General features: G+C 32.9%; 16 protein-coding genes and 1 riboswitch. Of the genes, 12 read left to right on the top strand and 4 right to left on the bottom strand.

All coding sequences use genetic code 11. From position 1 onward, the window contains the following. Position 1: 1 nt before the first annotated feature. The 7 genes from purQ to purD are packed head-to-tail and all read left to right on the top strand — an operon-like array spanning position 2 to position 8,672. Positions 2 to 673: a phosphoribosylformylglycinamidine synthase subunit PurQ gene (purQ, locus tag DYE57_RS08330; RefSeq protein ID WP_115313634.1), complete on the top strand. Its 672-nt coding sequence runs from the start codon at positions 2 to 4 to the stop codon at positions 671 to 673. Beyond that, positions 666 to 2,855 (top strand): phosphoribosylformylglycinamidine synthase subunit PurL, encoded by a 2,190-nt coding sequence (purL, locus tag DYE57_RS08325; RefSeq protein WP_115313633.1) that lies wholly within the window; start codon positions 666 to 668, stop codon positions 2,853 to 2,855. Before purQ ends, purL begins: the two co-directional genes overlap by 8 nt. Continuing rightward, positions 2,834 to 4,318, top strand: a complete 1,485-nt coding sequence (gene purF / locus DYE57_RS08320; RefSeq protein ID WP_115313632.1) for an amidophosphoribosyltransferase — start codon at positions 2,834 to 2,836, stop codon at positions 4,316 to 4,318. Before purL ends, purF begins: the two co-directional genes overlap by 22 nt. Then, positions 4,311 to 5,345 (top strand): phosphoribosylformylglycinamidine cyclo-ligase, encoded by a 1,035-nt coding sequence (gene purM / locus DYE57_RS08315; protein ID WP_115313631.1) that lies wholly within the window; start codon positions 4,311 to 4,313, stop codon positions 5,343 to 5,345. Before purF ends, purM begins: the two co-directional genes overlap by 8 nt. Continuing rightward, positions 5,342 to 5,908, top strand: a complete 567-nt coding sequence (gene purN, locus DYE57_RS08310) for a phosphoribosylglycinamide formyltransferase (RefSeq protein WP_115313630.1) — start codon at positions 5,342 to 5,344, stop codon at positions 5,906 to 5,908. The genes purM and purN overlap by 4 nt, the downstream gene beginning before the upstream one ends. Before the next feature lie 16 nt (positions 5,909 to 5,924). Further along, the gene (gene purH / locus DYE57_RS08305) at positions 5,925 to 7,403 is read left to right on the top strand and encodes a bifunctional phosphoribosylaminoimidazolecarboxamide formyltransferase/IMP cyclohydrolase (RefSeq protein ID WP_115313629.1); all 1,479 of its coding nucleotides are present in this window, start codon (positions 5,925 to 5,927) and stop codon (positions 7,401 to 7,403) included. 27 nt (positions 7,404 to 7,430) lie between these two features. After that, positions 7,431 to 8,672 (top strand): phosphoribosylamine--glycine ligase, encoded by a 1,242-nt coding sequence (gene purD, locus DYE57_RS08300; RefSeq protein WP_115313628.1) that lies wholly within the window; start codon positions 7,431 to 7,433, stop codon positions 8,670 to 8,672. 126 nt (positions 8,673 to 8,798) lie between these two features. Here purD and DYE57_RS08295 read toward each other — a convergent pair whose 3' ends face one another. The 4 genes from DYE57_RS08295 to graF all read right to left on the bottom strand — a co-directional run bounded on the left by DYE57_RS08295 (position 8,799) and on the right by graF (position 12,696). Next, entirely contained in the window at positions 8,799 to 9,605 is an 807-nt protein-coding gene (locus DYE57_RS08295) for an energy-coupling factor transporter transmembrane component T family protein (RefSeq protein WP_165417864.1), read from the bottom strand. Further along, positions 9,598 to 11,001, bottom strand: a complete 1,404-nt coding sequence (locus DYE57_RS08290; RefSeq protein ID WP_115313626.1) for an ABC transporter ATP-binding protein — start codon at positions 10,999 to 11,001, stop codon at positions 9,598 to 9,600. Before DYE57_RS08290 ends, DYE57_RS08295 begins: the two co-directional genes overlap by 8 nt. Before the next feature lie 13 nt (positions 11,002 to 11,014). Further along, complete coding sequence (locus tag DYE57_RS08285) at positions 11,015 to 11,590, bottom strand: ECF transporter S component (protein WP_115313625.1); 576 nt, start codon at positions 11,588 to 11,590, stop codon at positions 11,015 to 11,017. 85 nt (positions 11,591 to 11,675) lie between these two features. After that, positions 11,676 to 11,777, bottom strand: a riboswitch (TPP riboswitch). Between the two features lie 784 nt (positions 11,778 to 12,561). Next, positions 12,562 to 12,696, bottom strand: a complete 135-nt coding sequence (gene graF, locus DYE57_RS08275) for a glycopeptide resistance-associated protein GraF (RefSeq protein ID WP_115313624.1) — start codon at positions 12,694 to 12,696, stop codon at positions 12,562 to 12,564. A gap of 157 nt (positions 12,697 to 12,853) precedes the next feature. Here graF and auxA point away from each other — a divergent pair, with 157 nt between their 5' ends. The 5 genes from auxA (at position 12,854) to ptsP (ending at position 18,233) form a co-directional block, all read left to right on the top strand. Further along, entirely contained in the window at positions 12,854 to 14,149 is a 1,296-nt protein-coding gene (gene auxA, locus DYE57_RS08270; RefSeq protein ID WP_115313623.1) for a lipoteichoic acid stability factor AuxA, read from the top strand. 170 nt (positions 14,150 to 14,319) lie between these two features. Next, a complete protein-coding gene (locus DYE57_RS08265) occupies positions 14,320 to 15,492 on the top strand; it encodes a class I SAM-dependent rRNA methyltransferase (protein ID WP_115313622.1) in 1,173 nt (390 codons plus the stop codon). Between the two features lie 60 nt (positions 15,493 to 15,552). Continuing rightward, positions 15,553 to 16,092 carry a DUF697 domain-containing protein gene (locus DYE57_RS08260; protein ID WP_115313621.1) on the top strand — a complete coding sequence of 180 codons (540 nt, stop codon included), beginning with the start codon at positions 15,553 to 15,555 and terminating at the stop codon, positions 16,090 to 16,092. 159 nt (positions 16,093 to 16,251) lie between these two features. Continuing rightward, the gene (locus DYE57_RS08255) at positions 16,252 to 16,518 is read left to right on the top strand and encodes a phosphocarrier protein HPr (protein WP_115313620.1); all 267 of its coding nucleotides are present in this window, start codon (positions 16,252 to 16,254) and stop codon (positions 16,516 to 16,518) included. Positions 16,519 to 16,520: 2 nt separating this feature from the next. Further along, entirely contained in the window at positions 16,521 to 18,233 is a 1,713-nt protein-coding gene (gene ptsP / locus DYE57_RS08250; RefSeq protein WP_115313619.1) for a phosphoenolpyruvate--protein phosphotransferase, read from the top strand. The last annotated feature ends 180 nt before the right edge of the window (positions 18,234 to 18,413 follow it).

The following is an 18,413-nucleotide window of genomic DNA, read 5'->3' as shown; positions in this document are numbered from 1 at the left end:
CATGAAATTTGCAGTTCTAGTATTTCCAGGTTCAAACTGCGATAGAGATATGTATAATGCAGCGATTAAATCTGGTATTGAAGTAGCATATGTTGACTATCGTGAAACGACTTTAAAAGGTTTTGATGGTGTATTAATCCCTGGAGGTTTTTCGTTTGGTGACTATCTAAGATCTGGTGCAATGGCAAGTGTCGCTCCTATTATTAATGAAGTAAAACGATTAGCGAAAGAAGGTAAACCTATCTTAGGTGTATGTAATGGATTTCAAATATTAACTGAAATAGGGTTACTACCTGGTGCATTACTGCATAATGATTCACATCTTTTTATAAGTAGAAATGAAACTTTAAAAGTGACTAATAATCAAACACCATTTACACATTTATATAAAGAAAATGAAAAAGTGGTATATCCAGTTGCACATGGAGAAGGTCATTACTATTGTACAGAAGATATCTTTAATGAACTTGAACAAAATAATCAGATTATACTTAAATATATGGATAATCCCAATGGTTCTTATGAAGACATCGCAGGTATCGTTAACAAAGATGGAAATGTTTGCGGTATGATGCCACATCCAGAACGCGCGCTTGAAACATTGCTAGGTACAGACAGTGGTGTGAAATTGTTTGAATCGATGGTTGAAAGTTGGAGGGAACAACATGTCTAAATTTATCGAACCAAGTGTTGAAGAAATTAAACTTGAAAAACTTTATCAAGATATGGGGCTTAGTGATAAAGAATACGATAAAGTAACAGAAATTCTTGGCAGAGAACCCAACTTTACAGAAGTAGGTATATTCTCTGTGATGTGGAGTGAACATTGTTCGTATAAACACTCTAAACCATTTTTAAAGCAATTTCCAACAACTGGTAAGCACGTCTTAATGGGACCTGGTGAAGGCGCAGGTGTTGTGGATATTGGAGATAATCAAGCAATAGTATTTAAAGTGGAATCACACAACCATCCATCAGCAATTGAACCATATCAAGGTGCTGCAACTGGAGTTGGTGGAATTATAAGAGATATTGTTTCTATTGGTGCACGACCAATCAACTTATTAAATAGTTTGCGCTTCGGCGAATTATCAGTGAAACAAAATCAACGTTTATTAAAGGGAGTGGTTAGTGGTATCGGTGGCTACGGTAATTGTATAGGTATCCCAACTACTGCTGGTGAAATTGAATTTGATGATCGATACGATGGTAATCCACTAGTCAACTCAATGTGTGTAGGAGTTATTGACCACGATATGGTTCAAAAAGGCACTGCTAAAGGTGTTGGTAACTCAGTGATTTACGTAGGATTGAAAACTGGTCGCGATGGTATTCATGGCGCAACATTTGCTTCGGAGGAACTTACAGAAGAAAGCGAAAATAAACGACCATCCGTACAAATTGGAGACCCATTTGTAGGTAAAAAACTGATGGAAGCTACTCTTGAAGCAATCACATTTGATGAACTTGTAGGCATTCAAGATATGGGGGCAGCGGGTTTAACGTCTTCATCTTCAGAAATGGCAGCTAAAGGTGGTAGTGGCTTACATTTAAGATTAGATCAAGTTCCTACTAGAGAACCTGGTATTTCACCTTATGAATTGATGTTATCTGAAACGCAAGAAAGAATGTTACTTGTAGTTGAAAAAGGAACAGAGCAAAAATTCTTAGATTTGTTTGATAAACATGAACTAGATAGTGCGGTAATTGGTGAAGTTACTGACACAGATCGTTTTGTTTTAACGTACGAAGATGAAGTGTTTGCAGATATACCAGTACAGCCACTATCTGATGAAGCTCCTGTTTATATTCTTGAAGATGAAGAAAAAGAATATAATACTTCGAAAAATGATTATAGTAATGTAGATGTTCAAGATGTCTTTTTAAAATTACTAAAACATCCGACGATTGCATCAAAGCATTATTTATATGAACAGTATGACCAACAGGTTGGAGCAAATACAATTATCAAACCCGGTTTACAATCTTCGGTTGTTCGTGTTGAAAAAACAAATAAAGCAATTGCCTCTACTATTGATGGAGAAGCACGATACGTATTTAACCAACCTTATGAAGGTGGAAAAATGGTGGTCGCAGAAGCGTATCGCAATTTAATTGCTGTAGGTGCAACACCACTAGCCATGACTGATTGTTTAAATTATGGTTCTCCAGAAAAGAAAGAAATTTATCAACAATTAATAGATTCTACTAAAGGCATGGCAGAAGCCTGTGAAGTATTAAAAACACCGGTTGTATCTGGCAATGTATCTTTATATAACGAGACAAGAGGTACTTCTATTTTCCCTACTCCTGTAGTTGGCATGGTAGGACTTATTGATGATATAGACTTTTTAAATGACTTTAAACCAACAGCAGGCGACAAACTTTATTTAGTGGGTGAAACACGTGATGACTTTGGAGGAAGCCAACTAGAAAAATTATTGTATGGTTCAGTTAATCATGAATTTGAAGCTATTGATTTAAGTGATGAAGTTACAAAAGGTGAATTGATTAAACAAGCCATACGTAATGGTGTTGCTTCTCATGTACAAACTGTAGGTAAGGGTGGATTACTTCTTACGTTAGCTAAAATCAGTGCTTTTTATAACTTAGGTATAAAAGCACATTTAGATGTAACCAATGCACAGTTATTTAGTGAAACACAGGGACGTTATATTGTATCTGTTAAAGAAGGACAATCGCTTAATATCAATCAAGCAATAGAAATAGGGCAGCTTACTTATGACCAATCTTTTGAAATTTCGAATTCGGATGTAACAATTTCAGAAAGTGTTTCACACATTAAACAAACATGGGAAGGAGCTATTGCTCAATGTTTAACTACTCAGGACTAAACGAAGAATGTGGCGTATTTGGAATTTGGAACCATCCTGAAGCAGCACAGTTAACATATATGGGGCTTCATAGTTTACAACATAGAGGTCAAGAAGGTGCAGGTATCGTTGTTTCAGGTGATGAGATACTTAAAGGTGAGCGTGGATTGGGTTTACTAACTGAAGCGATAAAAGATGAACATATGGATAATTTAAAAGGATCCCCTCACGCGATAGGACATGTACGATATGCAACATCTGGAAATAAAGGAATAGAGAATATTCAACCATTTTTATACTATTTTTATGATATGAGTGTAGGTATTTGTCATAATGGAAACCTTATTAATGCTCAATCATTACGTCAAAACTTAGAAAAACAAGGTGCTATCTTCCACTCTTCATCAGATACTGAAGTGATTATGCATTTAATTCGACGTAGTAAGGCACCATCTTTTGAAGAGGCTCTTAAAGAAAGTTTGCGACAAATTAAAGGCGGATTTACCTTCGCAATCTTAACAAAAGATGCACTTTATGGTGCGGTTGATCCTAATGCAATTCGTCCACTTGTCGTTGGACAAATGGAAAATGGTGCATACATCTTAGCGAGTGAGACATGTGCAATTGATGTTTTAGGGGCAGAGTTTGTACAAGATATTCATGCAGGTGAATATGTAATTATTAATGATGAAGGTATTGAGGTAAAATCTTATACACGTCAAACTAATACAGCTATTTCTGCTATGGAATATATCTATTTTGCTAGACCTGATTCAACGATTGCAGGAAAGAATGTTCATGCTGTAAGAAAAGTATCTGGTAAACGACTTGCACAAGAAAGTCCTGCAGATGCAGATATGGTTATTGGCGTACCTAATTCTTCATTATCTGCAGCGAGTGGTTATGCTGAACAAATTGGTCTTCCATATGAAATGGGGCTTGTCAAAAATCAGTATGTTGCACGTACATTTATTCAACCGACTCAAGAATTACGTGAACAAGGTGTAAGAGTGAAGTTATCGGCTGTCAAAGATATAGTTGAAGGGAAAGATATTATTCTTGTTGATGATTCTATTGTTAGAGGTACGACAATTAAACGTATAGTAAAAATGCTTAAAGATTCAGGAGCCAATCATATACATGTCAGAATTGCCTCACCGGAATTTATGTTTCCAAGTTTCTATGGTATCGATGTATCTACTACGGCTGAGTTAATTTCTGCAAGTAAATCTCCAGAGGAAATAAAAAATCATATTGGTGCAGATTCACTGGCGTATCTTAGCGTTGATGGGTTAATTGAATCTATAGGTCTTGATTATGATGCTCCTTATAGCGGTTTATGTGTTGAGAGTTTTACAGGTGATTATCCTGCGGGTCTTTATGACTACGGAGAGAATTATAAGGCATATTTAAGTGAAAGACAAAAATTATATATAGCTAAAAATAAATATTATTTCGATAGTGAGGGAAATCTACATGTCTAAAGTATATGAAGAATCAGGTGTAAATATTCAAGCAGGATACGAAGCAGTAGAGAGAATATCTAGTCATGTCGAACGCACTATGCGAAAGGAAGTTCTAGGTGGACTAGGTGGTTTTGGTGCAACATTTGATATATCACAGTTAAATATGAAGGCCCCTGTATTGGTGTCTGGTACAGATGGAGTTGGTACAAAGTTAAAACTAGCTATTGATTATGATAAGCATGACACCATTGGTATTGATGCAGTAGCTATGTGTGTAAATGACATTTTAACGACTGGGGTAGAACCGTTATATTTTCTTGACTATATAGCTACAAACAAAGTAGTCCCAGGTATTATTGAACAAATTGTTAAAGGTGTCAGTGATGGTTGTCAACAAACTAACACTGCATTGATTGGCGGTGAAACTGCTGAAATGGGCGAGATGTATCATGAAGGTGAATATGATATTGCCGGTTTTGCTGTTGGAGCGGTAGAAAAAGATGAGTATATTGATGGTACTAAAGTTAAAGAAGGACAAGCCATCATTGGTTTAGCTTCTAATGGTGTTCATTCAAATGGCTATAGTCTAGTTAGAAAATTAATTAAAGAGTCAGGAATTGATTTAAATGATCATTTTAATGGGCAAACATTTTTACAAACGTTCTTAGCTCCAACTGAACTTTATGTTAAGCCAATTCTTGAACTTAAGAAACATGTCGATATTAAAGCAATGAATCATATTACGGGTGGCGGATTTTATGAAAACATACCGCGTGTATTACCGAAAGGCTTATCGGCTAAGATTGACACGAACTCTTTCCCTACATTAAAAGTATTTGATTGGTTACAACAACAAGGAAATATACCTACTAAAGAAATGTATAATATTTTCAATATGGGTATTGGATATACGGTTATAGTGGATAAAAAAGATGTACAAACAGCTTTAACAATTTTGCGCGCGCTTGATACACAAGCTTATGAAATTGGTGAAATTATTAAAGATGAAGATACACCAATTTATTTATTGGGGGTAGAATCGTGATAAATATAGCGATTTTTGTTTCAGGTTCAGGGAGTAACTTTGAAAATATTGTTAAGCATGTTCAAACAGGACAATTGCCTGGAATAAATGTCACAGCTTTATACACAGATAATGAAGGGGCAACTTGTATCGATAGAGCCAAAAAATTAAAAATTCCAGTACATGTGAATCAACCTAAAGATTTTTCGACAAAATCATTATATGAACAACATTTATTAAAATTATTATCCCATGAAGGTGTTCAATGGATTATATTAGCTGGTTATATGAGATTAGTTGGAGAAGATTTATTACAAGCATATGAGGGTCGTATGTTAAATATCCATCCTTCACTATTGCCTAAATTTAAGGGGTTAGATGCAATAGGACAAGCACTTGATAGTGGCGATACAATCACAGGTTCTACTGTACATTTTGTTGATAGTGGTATGGATACGGGAGAAATTATTGAACAACAGCAATGTGATATTAGGCCGGACGATTCAAAAGAACAATTAGAAGATAGAGTAAAAAAATTAGAACATGAACTTTATCCTAAAGTTATCGCTAAAATCATTAAATAGAGGAGTATCTGAAACAATGAAAAAAGTAATTTTAAGTGTTTCTAATAAAAGTGGAATTGTAGAATTTGCAAAGTCCTTAACTGAATTAGATTATGAGTTATATTCTACAGGGGGCACAAAACGTACTTTAGAAGAGGCAGATATTAACGTTAAATCAGTTTCCGAGTTAACACAATTTCCTGAAATTATGGATGGACGTGTAAAAACGTTACATCCCGCTGTGCATGGAGGTATTTTAGCTGATCGTGATAAACAGGCTCATCTCGATCAATTAAAAGAACAACATATTGACTTAATTGATATGGTAGTAGTTAATTTATATCCTTTTCAACAAACTGTTGCAGATCCTGACGTGACACAAGATGATGCTATAGAGAATATTGATATTGGTGGACCAACAATGTTACGTGCAGCAGCAAAGAACTTTAAACATGTTACAACAGTTGTTCATCCTTCAGATTATAATGAAGTAATTCATAAAATTAAAACGAATCAGTTAGATGAAGCGTTCAGAAAAGAATTAATGATTAAAGTGTTTGAACATACGAATGAATATGATCATGCAATTGTGAGTTTCTTCAAAGATAATAAAGAAACACTGAGATATGGTGAGAATCCTCAACAATCCGCTTATTTTGTGAGAAATTCTAATAGTAAACATACTATTGCTGGTGCGAAGCAATTACATGGTAAACAATTGAGTTTCAATAATATTAAAGATGCGGATGCTGCACTTAGTTTAGTTAAGAAGTTTAAACAATCAATTGCTGTAGCTGTAAAACATATGAACCCTTGTGGTGTGGGTGTTGGAGAAACGATTGAAGAGGCATTTAAGCACGCATATGAGGCGGACAATCAGTCAATTTTTGGAGGTATCATTGCCTTGAATCGTACAGTAACTGCTGAATTGGCTGAAACTTTACATTCTATCTTTTTAGAGGTTGTTATTGCTCCTAAATTTACTGAAGACGCATTAGCTATTTTAACTAAAAAGAAAAATATTCGTCTGTTAGAAATTGACATGACAATTGATAATGCCGAACAAGAGTTTGTATCGGTTTCTGGTGGTTATTTGGTTCAAGATAAAGATAATAAAGATGTCTCGCGTGAGAAGATGACTGTTGCTACTCACACACAGCCTACAGAATCACAATGGGAAGCGATGTTACTTGGTTGGAAAGTAGTGAGTGCTGTTAAAAGTAATGCAGTTATATTAAGTAACAACAAACAAACGGTAGGAATTGGTGCTGGGCAAATGAATAGAGTAGGTTCAGCTAAAATTGCTATTGAGAGAGCGATTGAAATAAATGAGGATGTTGCGCTTGTTTCTGATGGTTTCTTACCTATGGGTGATACAGTTGAATATGCTGCTGAACACGGTATTAAAGCGATTATTCAACCAGGTGGCTCAATTAAAGATCAAGAGTCTATCGACATGGCTAATAAATATGGTATCGCAATGGTAATGACAGGTATGCGTCATTTTAAACATTAAGTTTGACTGAGAGAAAGGGGTTAACCTATGAAAGTTTTAGTTGTAGGAGCTGGAGGTCGAGAACATGCACTAGCTTCCAAATTGAATCAATCTACTATTATTGATCAAGTTTTTGTAATACCTGGAAACGAAGCGATGCGTAATGTTGCTGAAGTTCATGATGAAATTGCTGAATCAGATCATCAAGGAATATTAAAATTTGCCAAGCAAAATGATATTGATTGGGTCGTCATAGGTCCTGAACAGCCATTAATAGATGGTTTAGCAGATGTTTTAAGAAAAGAACAAATTAAGGTATTTGGACCTGGTAAAGATGCTGCACAAATTGAGGGTTCGAAACTTTTTGCAAAACAACTAATGGAAAAATATCATATCCCTACTGCAGAATATCGAGAAGTATCAAATCGAAGCGTTGCTATAAACTATGTTGAGTCTTGTGAGTTACCAGTTGTTATTAAAAAAGATGGTTTAGCTGCAGGAAAAGGAGTAATCATTGCGAAATCTAGAGAAGAAGCAATAGAAGGAGTTAAAGCAGTCTATCCTAATGAGGAAGGTAAAGTTGTTTTTGAACGCTTCTTAGAGGGTGAAGAATTTTCATTGATGACATTCGTAAATGGTGATTATGCAGTTCCATTTGATTGTATTGCTCAAGATCATAAGCGTGCTTATGATAATGATGAAGGACCTAATACTGGCGGTATGGGTGCATATTGTCCTGTTTCTCATATTGATAAAGAGGTGCTTAGACAAACAAATGAGCAAATTGCACAACCAATTGCTAAGGCTATGGCGCAAGAAGGACATGAGTTTTTTGGATTGCTTTATATTGGTGCAATTTTGACTAAAGAAGGACCTAAAGTGATAGAGTTTAATGCGCGCTTCGGTGATCCAGAAGCACAAGTTTTACTTACGCGTTTAGATAGTGATTTAATGGAACATATTATTGCTTTAGATGAGCAAAATAGTATTCATTTTGAGTGGAAAGATGAAGTGGTAGTTGGTGTCATGCTTGCATCGAAAGGATATCCAGGAAACTATAGTAAAGGACATGAAGTAAGTGGCTTTAAATTAGAATCGGGTTATTTTGTGAGTGGTTTAAAGAAAGATGGAGAACACTTTGTAAATTCAGGTGGGCGTGTTATTTTAGCGATAGGTGAAGGTACGACTGTTAAAGAGGCACAAAAGGTTGCTTATGAAAACGCTCAAAGAATAAAATGTGATAATCTATTTTATAGAAATGATATTGGTGACAAAGCGATAAAAATTTGATAAGTTACTGATTCTTTTAATATACAAACAAAAAACGTCCACAGATATTTAATTACAAATTATCTGTGGACGTTTTTTGTTTAGCATTATCAATTCATAGTGACTAACATCTTGATTTTTTTATCTTTAACCTAATTTGCCGAAACGTACATCATGGATTCCGGTAATAGGTAGGTAATTTGATAATAAAAATGATAAGCCAATAATAGTTAGAATACTCATTATAAAGATGATATCTTTATAAGAAAAAGGTGTGCGATAATAATATGTTCTCGGTCCGTCTTTAAAGCCTTTGGATTCCATTGCTACCGACAGTTGATGAGCACGACGTATATTTTGACTTAATAAAGGAATCACTAAATGATTGAGACGTTTGATTCCTTTATAATTTGAGGCATCTATCATTTGATAGCGCATTTTTAGAGAACGACGTAATTGAATCAGTGAGCTTATGATAAGTGGTACTATTCTTATTGCTGCCATAAAAGCGTATGCTATTTTGGGCTTTACTTTTAAATGTTGCATTAAACTGTAAAATATCATCACGATTTGAGAAGTCAATGCTATTAAAATTCCAAACATTGATACTGTTATTGTTCTCATTGATAAATGAAAACCACGAACGATGCTTTCTTGACTGATTTGAATAATACCAAATTTTACCAGCATATGCTCACCATCACCATATAAAATCATAAATAATGATGACATCAAGGCGAAAATGGTCGTCACTAATATGAAAATACCAGTAATTTTAAATTCAGTACCATTAAATAATAGTAAAAATATAAACATTAATACAACGATATAGATCATAAAATCAAAATTGTGAATAAATATAATGAAGAAGAATAATACAATACCTAATAATAATTTAGTAATGATATTAACATCATCTACGAAGGTGTGGTGTTTTTTCCATCTTTCAAACATTGCGTTCACCTTCAATCTCTTTAAGATAATCATCTTCTACATGTAAACGACGTGTTGTGTAGCGATGAATGATTTCTGGATCATGTGTAACCATTACAATAGTTTGACCTTTCTTGACACGTTCTTGAAAAAGTTTAATAAGTTGAAAAGTATTATGACTATCTAAACCAAATGTAGGTTCATCAAGTAAAATAATCTCTGCTTTTGAGCTAAGAGCTGTAGCGACACTTAAGCGGCGTTTTTGACCAGTCGATATTTCAAATGGATGCTGATTTTTTACTTTTTCTAAGTGAAGTAGCTCGAGCAGTTGTATCGTTTCATTTTCGGCATTTTTAGGGTCTAAGTGGTTATAATGAATATGGACTTCGTCATATACAGAATTAGTTATGAATTGTAATTCAGGGTTTTGATAAACTAAATACATATGCTTAGCAGCTTGTTTAATTTTCGATAATGATTGATTACGATAGGTCATGTGACCTTTATATTTTATCAATTGTAATATTGATTCTAGTAAAGATGTTTTACCTGCACCATTTTTTCCTGTAATTGTTATCCATTCACCAGAATGTATCTCGAAATAATCAGTAGAAAACAATGTCTTTTTGCCACGTATGATTCTTCCATTTTCAAATTTAAATAAAGATTCTTGAGAATGATTATGTAATTTGATAGGTTGAGGTGCGTTGTTCCAAGCTTTAGGATGCCAAACACCATATTCAGTTAATAATTTTTCATAATGACTGAGAATAATTTCCGGTGTATCGTCTGCAATAATTTGTCCGTCGTAATTCATCAACAATACACGATCAACATGATGCCAGATATGTTCAACTTTGTGTTCAACAATCAAGACGGTTTGATCATCCCATAGTTCAATGAGTTTTTTCCATAAATATTCAGTTGCTTTTACGTCTAACATAGCGGTTGGTTCATCTAAAAATAACGTTTTAGATTTTTGAAGTATTGTTTCTACGATAGCTAATTTCTGCTTCATCCCACCACTTAATTGATTCACATATGTTTGATCAGTTACGTGTAAATTAACAGATTCTAATGCAGCTTTGATTTCAGCGTCCATTTCGCTGCGTGGTAGTTGTCTATTCTCAAGGACAAATGCTAATTCCTCATAAACTTTGGGCATACAAAATTGAGTGTCAGAGTCTTGGAAAATAACTCCACTTTGATGATCTATTTCTAAGTCATCATATTTCATTGGAAGTTCTATTAAATTTGGTACGATGCCACTTAATACATTAAGTAACGTGCTTTTACCTGATCCAGAGGGACCAAGTAAAAGCACTTTTTCTTTATCATTGATTTCTATATTTAAATTATCAAAAATTTTTCTATCCCCATTTGGATATTTCAAACGCAAATTTTTAACTTTTAACAATTAAAAAATCCCCTTATAGGTTATCGTAATCTTGTTGTGAAGCAGGTCTAAAGAATTTAGTAACCCCAGTTTTATCTAGTGCTTTAACAATACAATAAGAAACTAAACCAGCTAAAACTATACCACTAATTGAACGGAAAATGATAAATAGTAATAAGTTCCATCCCGCAACTTCATTAAGGTAGCCATAAAAATAATCTACTGGGAACGACACTAATGCAGTTGCTAATCCAGCAAGCATCGCTACAGCTGCAGAACGTGATTTATATTTAAAAATAGCGAACACAATTTCACATGCTAAACCTTGTAATACAGCATAAATAATTGTTGGAATATCAAATTTTCCCATGACTATAGTTTCCCCCGCACCGGCAGCGATTTCTGCTAAAAGAGCAATCCCTGGTTTAGGTATGATTAAGTAACAAACAATTGCAGCCATAAACCATACACCGTAAGTCAATTGCTCTAGGTGAATACCTGCAACCTGTACTACATTGTAAATAAACCACCATAGGTTATAAATGATTGCAAATACTACAGAAATTAACACTGTTACGAGTATTTCTGATAGTTTTAAACCTTTTGACATAACAATCCTCCTAAAAAACGCACAACCCTTCCTAGGAAAGCTGTGCGTCAGAAGATAAATCTAATTTGTTTCATTCAATTAGATTATATAATTAACTACACTTTCCTACGCTAGTATCTAGCTAGATCAGGTTCAAAGGGTTTGAGGTAAACCTCATCTCAGTAAACATACACCCCTAGTGCGTTCGATTATTTAATTAATTTAAATGTATGATTTTTATTAAACAATGTCAAGGCTGATTAAAACAAATTAAAGTATATTAATAGATAGTTTTACAATAATTGAGTAGCTATTCGAGTGTATTCAAAAAGTAATGGTTTATCTTTCATAAATTAAAATATTGAAAAATCACCAGAATTTATTACAATTTTTTGAATGTTTTTTAGGAGAACTAGAAAATAATTTATTTATGGGGTGCTTTTTTAAATAAGGAGAACGTCTTATGATAAAGATTGTCCGTATTTGCGGTGCTGTAATTTTATTATTGAAATGTTACGCAGTGATAAATTTTTTCTTCTTTGATTGATGGGCAGGTTATTCAAGTCAGAAACAAATTAATACTTACATTAAAAATAATGACACGTATCAACTTCATAGAATTACGACAGATAAAAAAACATATAACTTTTTATTAAATGAAGAGTCGGTTTTAATCAAATTGCAAGCAGACAATCAAGGAAGTGGTGATTTAGGCTAATATATAGTGAATGTTAACGATAAAAATGCGTATTTGGCTGTTTATATTAAATATGATTTCTTACCAGAAATACCAAAGGTAAAATCGTTAAAATTAGAAAAATAGTTTTGATTCACTGCCAATATAGTATTCTAAGGATGATTGCTATAAATTTAAGCGAAAATATATAATCTGTAGATTTATGTATTAGTAAAACCTCAGAGTTAACTCTGAGGTTTTACTTAGCATCTATAAATATTTAATTGTTTTTGCATGGAAAAATGTCTTTAAACTACTAATCTAAAGTATCCTGAATATCTTTTTTAGTTTGTTCGATATCGTCAGTTTTTTCTTCATTTTGTTCTTTTAATTTTTCTTCAACTTCTTTAGCTTGTTCAGCTGATTTCTTTTTATATTCTTCTTTTCCCATAATATTTCCTCCCCCCTTAAACAGGAATTTTAGTTTACACATATAAGTTACCCCGTTATTCTAGTAATAAACGTTTATAAGACTATAGACGTATTTAATAGTTAATTTAAAGACAATTATAAAATCTTCATATATAATAACTTTTGAGGTGAACAGTATGTCTTTTCTTAGGAAACACACCGAGATCATATTTAGCTACATTATCGGTATCGTTTCACTTTTCACAGGTCTCATCATTCTTATTAACTTACCATTAATTAAACACTTTAATGGGGATAAGAAAGTTAATACACATGTACATAATGTATGGGAATTTCTTAATGCATTCTTCGCTGAAATCATTAAAGTGATGAGTAGATTTATAGGTTGTTTTCCAATAATAAGTGCCATTATTATTATTATGTTTGGTATCTTATTAATGTTATTAGGTCATACGTTATTTAGAACAATAAAATATGACTATGACATTTCTATTTTCTTTTTGGTTATTGGTATTATGTATTTCATTATTACATTATTACTTATGACACAAGTTTATGGTTTCTTCGCAATCGTATTTATCATACCGTTCATCGTACATATTGGATATATCGTATATAAAGATGAATTAAATCATAATAATCGCAAAAATCACTATATGTGGATTATTGTGACATATAGTATTAGTTATTTAATTACACAAATCGTATTATATGGTCGTATTGATGCTAATGAAATTGAATCAATAGATATTTTAAGTGTAAATACTTTCTTCATTATTATGTGGTTATTAGGTCAAATGGCAATTTGGAATTTCTTATTCTTAAGACGTTCATTACCTTTAACTAAAGAAGAATTAGGTGAAGAAGAACCTGAGCTTTCAAGAACTAATAAAGGGAACGTATCTAATCAAACAAAAGTTCACTTAAAACAACTCCAAGATAAGACAACAGAATATGCACGTAAGACAAGAAGAAGTGTTGATTTAGATAAGATGAGAGCTAAAAGGGATAAATTTAAAGATAAAGTTAAGAATATAGTTGATATTCAAGAAGACGATATTCCACATTGGATGAAAAAGCCTAAATGGATTAAACCAATGTATGTTCAACTATTTTGCGGTGTCGTCATTTTATTCTTCGCATTTTTAGAGTTTAATAATCGTAATTCTTTATTCTTATCCGGAGAATGGGAGTTGTCACAAACACAATATGTTGTTGAATGGGTTACACTTATTTTGTTACTATTCATCATTATCATTTATATTGCGACGACACTAACTTATTATTTAAGAGATAAATTTTATTATCTACAGCTCTTCATGGGAAGTATATTATTCTTTAAATTCTTAACTGAATTTATCAATATTATGATTCACGGTTTATTACTATCGATCTTTATCACTCCAATCTTATTATTAATGTTAATCGCGATGATTGTCGCATATTCATTACAATTGAGAGAGAAACCGTAAGGTATTGATTGTAGCCATTGTTATTGAATTTCAATAACAATGGCTTTTTTACGTATGATTTAAAGAGGGAATTTGTTAAAATGATTTTAAAATTGTGATTAGGCAATAGTAACTTTAAATATGATATAAGTACAACTTAGTATTAAATTTAAAAAGAAAGGTAGACATATATGAAGACTGCTACATTAAATAAAGGCAAGGAATCAAAGTATTTAAATCACTATCCACTGATAGATGAAGAAGATATATATGCGCATGATCATTTAAAAGAAGGTGATTTAGTTAAATTAGTTACTGACCAACAACAATATATCGCAACTGGTTATGTAGGCCGTCAACATAAAGGTTTAGGATGGGTTTTAAGTTATGATGAAAACGCAGAAATCAATACATCATTTTTTGTACATTTATTTGAAAAGGCATTAGAGGGAAGAGAATACTATTTTAATATTGAAGGAACAAATGCTTTTAGACTATTTAATGCTGAAGGTGATGGTGTAGGTGGATTAACAATTGATAACTATGACAGTCATCTTTTAATACAATGGTATTCTAAAGGGATTTATAAATTTAGATACAACGTATTAGAAGCAATCAAGACTGTTTTTAATTTTACGTCTATTTTTGAAAAAATGAGATTCAAAGACACTTCATATGCAGGTGGATTTGTTGCAGGTGAAGCACCTGAATTTCCGATTATCATTGAAGAAAATTTCACTTTTTATAATGTTGATTTAAATGATGGATTAATGACTGGGATCTTTTTAGATCAAAAAGAAGTACGTAAAAAATTGCGCGATCAATTCTCTGAAAATAGACATGTACTTAATTTATTTAGTTATACTGGTGCATTTTCAATGATAGCTGCAGAACATGCTCGTTCTACTACAAGTGTAGATCTTGTAAACCGTTCAAGAGCGCTTACTGAGGAAAACTTCGGATTGAATGGAATTGATTCTAAGTCACAATATATTTATGTGATGGATACCTTTGATTTTTATAATTATGCTACACGTCAAGGTTATCAATATGAGACAATTGTTATCGATCCACCAAGCTTTGCTCGTAATAAGAAAAAAACTTTCTCAGTACAAAAAGACTATGACAGTTTGATAGAAGGTGCATTAAATATTTTATCGCCTGAAGGTACTTTACTATTATGTACAAATTCGAGTGCATTTTCATTAAAGGCGTTTAAAAATGTTATTAAAAAGTCGCTGTCACAATCTGAAGTTGAATATGAAATAAACGAAGTTATGGGCTTACCTAAAGATTTTAAAACTCACCCTCATTACAAACCATCAAAATATTTAAAGGCTATATTTGTTACAATTAAGCATTAATTTATAAAAATATGGGTATAATGCTTTATTGAAACCATTGTTATGAAAGGGTGTATACATTTGGGTATTAGAACTAAATTTACCAATGATATAACTAATAAAGTTGGGAATTCATCATTAAATATAGAGGAAATTAAAGAGAAGGGCGATTTGCCGACAACTAAAGACGAACTACGTCATCGAAGAGAAATAGCAGAATCTTTAGTCAAAAAGAAATCTATATTATCATCAGCTGCTAGTGTAGTCCCTATTCCAGGTCTAGATTTTGGTGTGGATATTAAATTAATACGTGATATTATTGAAGACGTCAATAAAATTTATGGTTTAGACCATAAGAAAGTCAATTCATTAGGTGATGATGTCAAAGAAAGAATTATGTCGGCAGCTGCTATACAAGGAAGTCAATTTATAGGAAGAAAAGTTTCTGAAGCATTATTAAAGGTTATTATCAAAGATGTTGCTAAACGTGCAGCGGCAAAACAAACGAAATGGTTTCCTTTTATTGGACAAGCAGTATCTGCTTCAATTAGCTATTATTTTATGAGTAAATTAGGAAAAGATCATATTGAAAAATGTGAAAAAGTTATCAATAATTTGTAGTAAATGTTATAATTTCAAATGAGTTTAAAATTTAAATACTGAAAACGATTTTAAACGAATTGAATTTAGCAATAGCTTTTGGTAAAGTTATTTGTGTAAAGTTTATGTTAGATGGTAATAATATTGAAGATTCTAACTGTACAAAGGAGAGTTTTAAACATGGAACAAAAATCATATGTAATTACAGACGAAACAGGGATTCATGCTCGCCCTGCTACGATGCTAGTGCAAACTGCATCAAAATTTGATTCAGATATTCAATTAGAATATAACGGTAAAAAAGTTAATTTAAAATCAATCATGGGTGTTATGAGTTTAGGTGTAGGGAAAGATGCTGAAATTACTATTTATGCTGACGGTAGCGATGAAAAAGATGCGGTAGAATCAATCACTGATGTATTATCAAAAGAGGGTTTAGCTGAGTAATTATGTCTAAGTTAATTAAAGGGATTGCTGCATCTGATGGTGTAGCAATCGCAAAAGCTTACTTAATTGTAGAGCCAGACTTGTCTTTCAATAGTGATGAGAAAATCACTGACACTGAGAGCGAAGTAAACAAATTTAATGAAGCTATCGAAGCATCAAAAGTCGAATTAACTCAAATTAGAAATAATGCGGAGAAGCAATTAGGTGCTGATAAAGCAGCTATTTTTGATGCGCATTTATTAGTTTTAGATGATCCTGAATTAATTCAACCTATCCAAGATAAAATTAGAAATGATAAAGTAAGTGCTGCTACAGGATTAGATGAAGTAACAACTCAATTTATTTCTATTTTTGAATCTATGGATAATGAATACATGAAAGAACGTGCAGCTGATATTAGAGACGTCTCTAAACGTGTCTTAGCTCACATTCTTGGTGTAGACCTACCTAACCCAAGTTTAATTAATGAAAGTGTCGTAATCATTGGTAATGATTTAACACCTTCAGATACAGCTCAGTTAAATAAAGAATACGTTCAAGGCTTTGTAACTAACATAGGTGGTAGAACGAGTCACTCTGCAATAATGAGTCGTTCGCTTGAAATTGCTGCAGTTGTAGGTACTCAATCCATCACTGAAGAAGTTAAACAAGGAGATATGATTATTGTTGACGGTATGTCTGGTTATGTCATTATCGATCCTACAGAAGATGAGTTAATTGCTTATCAAAATAAACGTGAACGTTTCTTTGAAGATAAGAAAGAACTTCAAAAATTACGTGATGCTGATACAGTTACTGTTGATGGTGTTCATCCTGAACTTGCTGCAAATATTGGTACGCCAAATGATTTAAGTGGTGTAATTGAGAATGGTGCGCAAGGTATCGGTCTTTATCGTACAGAATTCTTGTATATGGGTAGAGATCAAATGCCAACAGAGGAAGAACAATTTGAAGCTTATAAAAAGGTATTAGAAACAATGGACGGTAAGCGCGTAGTTGTTCGCACTTTAGATATCGGTGGAGATAAAGAACTTCCGTATTTAGATCTACCTAAAGAGATGAATCCGTTCTTAGGTTACAGAGCCATTCGTTTATGTCTAGCGCAACAAGATATCTTTAGACCACAACTACGTGCATTATTACGTGCATCTGTTTATGGTAAATTGAATATCATGTTCCCAATGGTTGCAACCATTAAAGAATTTCGTGATGCAAAAGCTATTCTTTTAGAAGAAAAAGAAAATCTTCAAAAAGAAGGTTACGATGTTTCTGATGATATTGAATTAGGTATCATGGTTGAAATTCCAGCAACAGCAGCTCTAGCTGACGTATTTGCTAAGGAAGTTGATTTCTTCAGTATCGGTACGAATGACTTAATTCAATATACATTAGCAGCTGACCGTATGTCAGAACGTGTTTCTTACTTGTATCAACCATATAACCCTTCAATTTTGCGTTTAGTTAAACAAGTCATTGAAGCATCACATAAAGAAGGTAAATGGACTGGTATGTGTGGCGAAATGGCTGGAGATGCAACAGCTGTCCCATTATTACTTGGTTTAGGATTAGATGAGTTCTCAATGAGTGCGACTTCTATTCTTAAAGCTAGAAGACAAATTAATGGTTTAAGTAAAAATGAAATGGCTGAACTTGCTAACCGTGCTATTGAATGTTCTACGCAAGATGAAGTTGTTGAATTAGTAAATAATAGTTAAAGATATATCAATTAACTGAGAGTAGATGCATAATTGCATTTACTCTCTTTTTACATTTAAGATGAATAATAAGATAAAAATAAATTTTCCAGTTATATAAAAAACACTCAACATTCGATGTAATTGTTTAAGGTCAAGCTGAAAAACGAACTTGATACGTGTACATGACTGAGAATATTA

Origin of the sequence: Staphylococcus saccharolyticus (assembly GCF_900458815.1) — a bacterium.
Lineage (GTDB): Bacteria > Bacillota > Bacilli > Staphylococcales > Staphylococcaceae > Staphylococcus > Staphylococcus saccharolyticus.
This window is presented reverse-complemented; position numbering and strand designations above follow the sequence as displayed.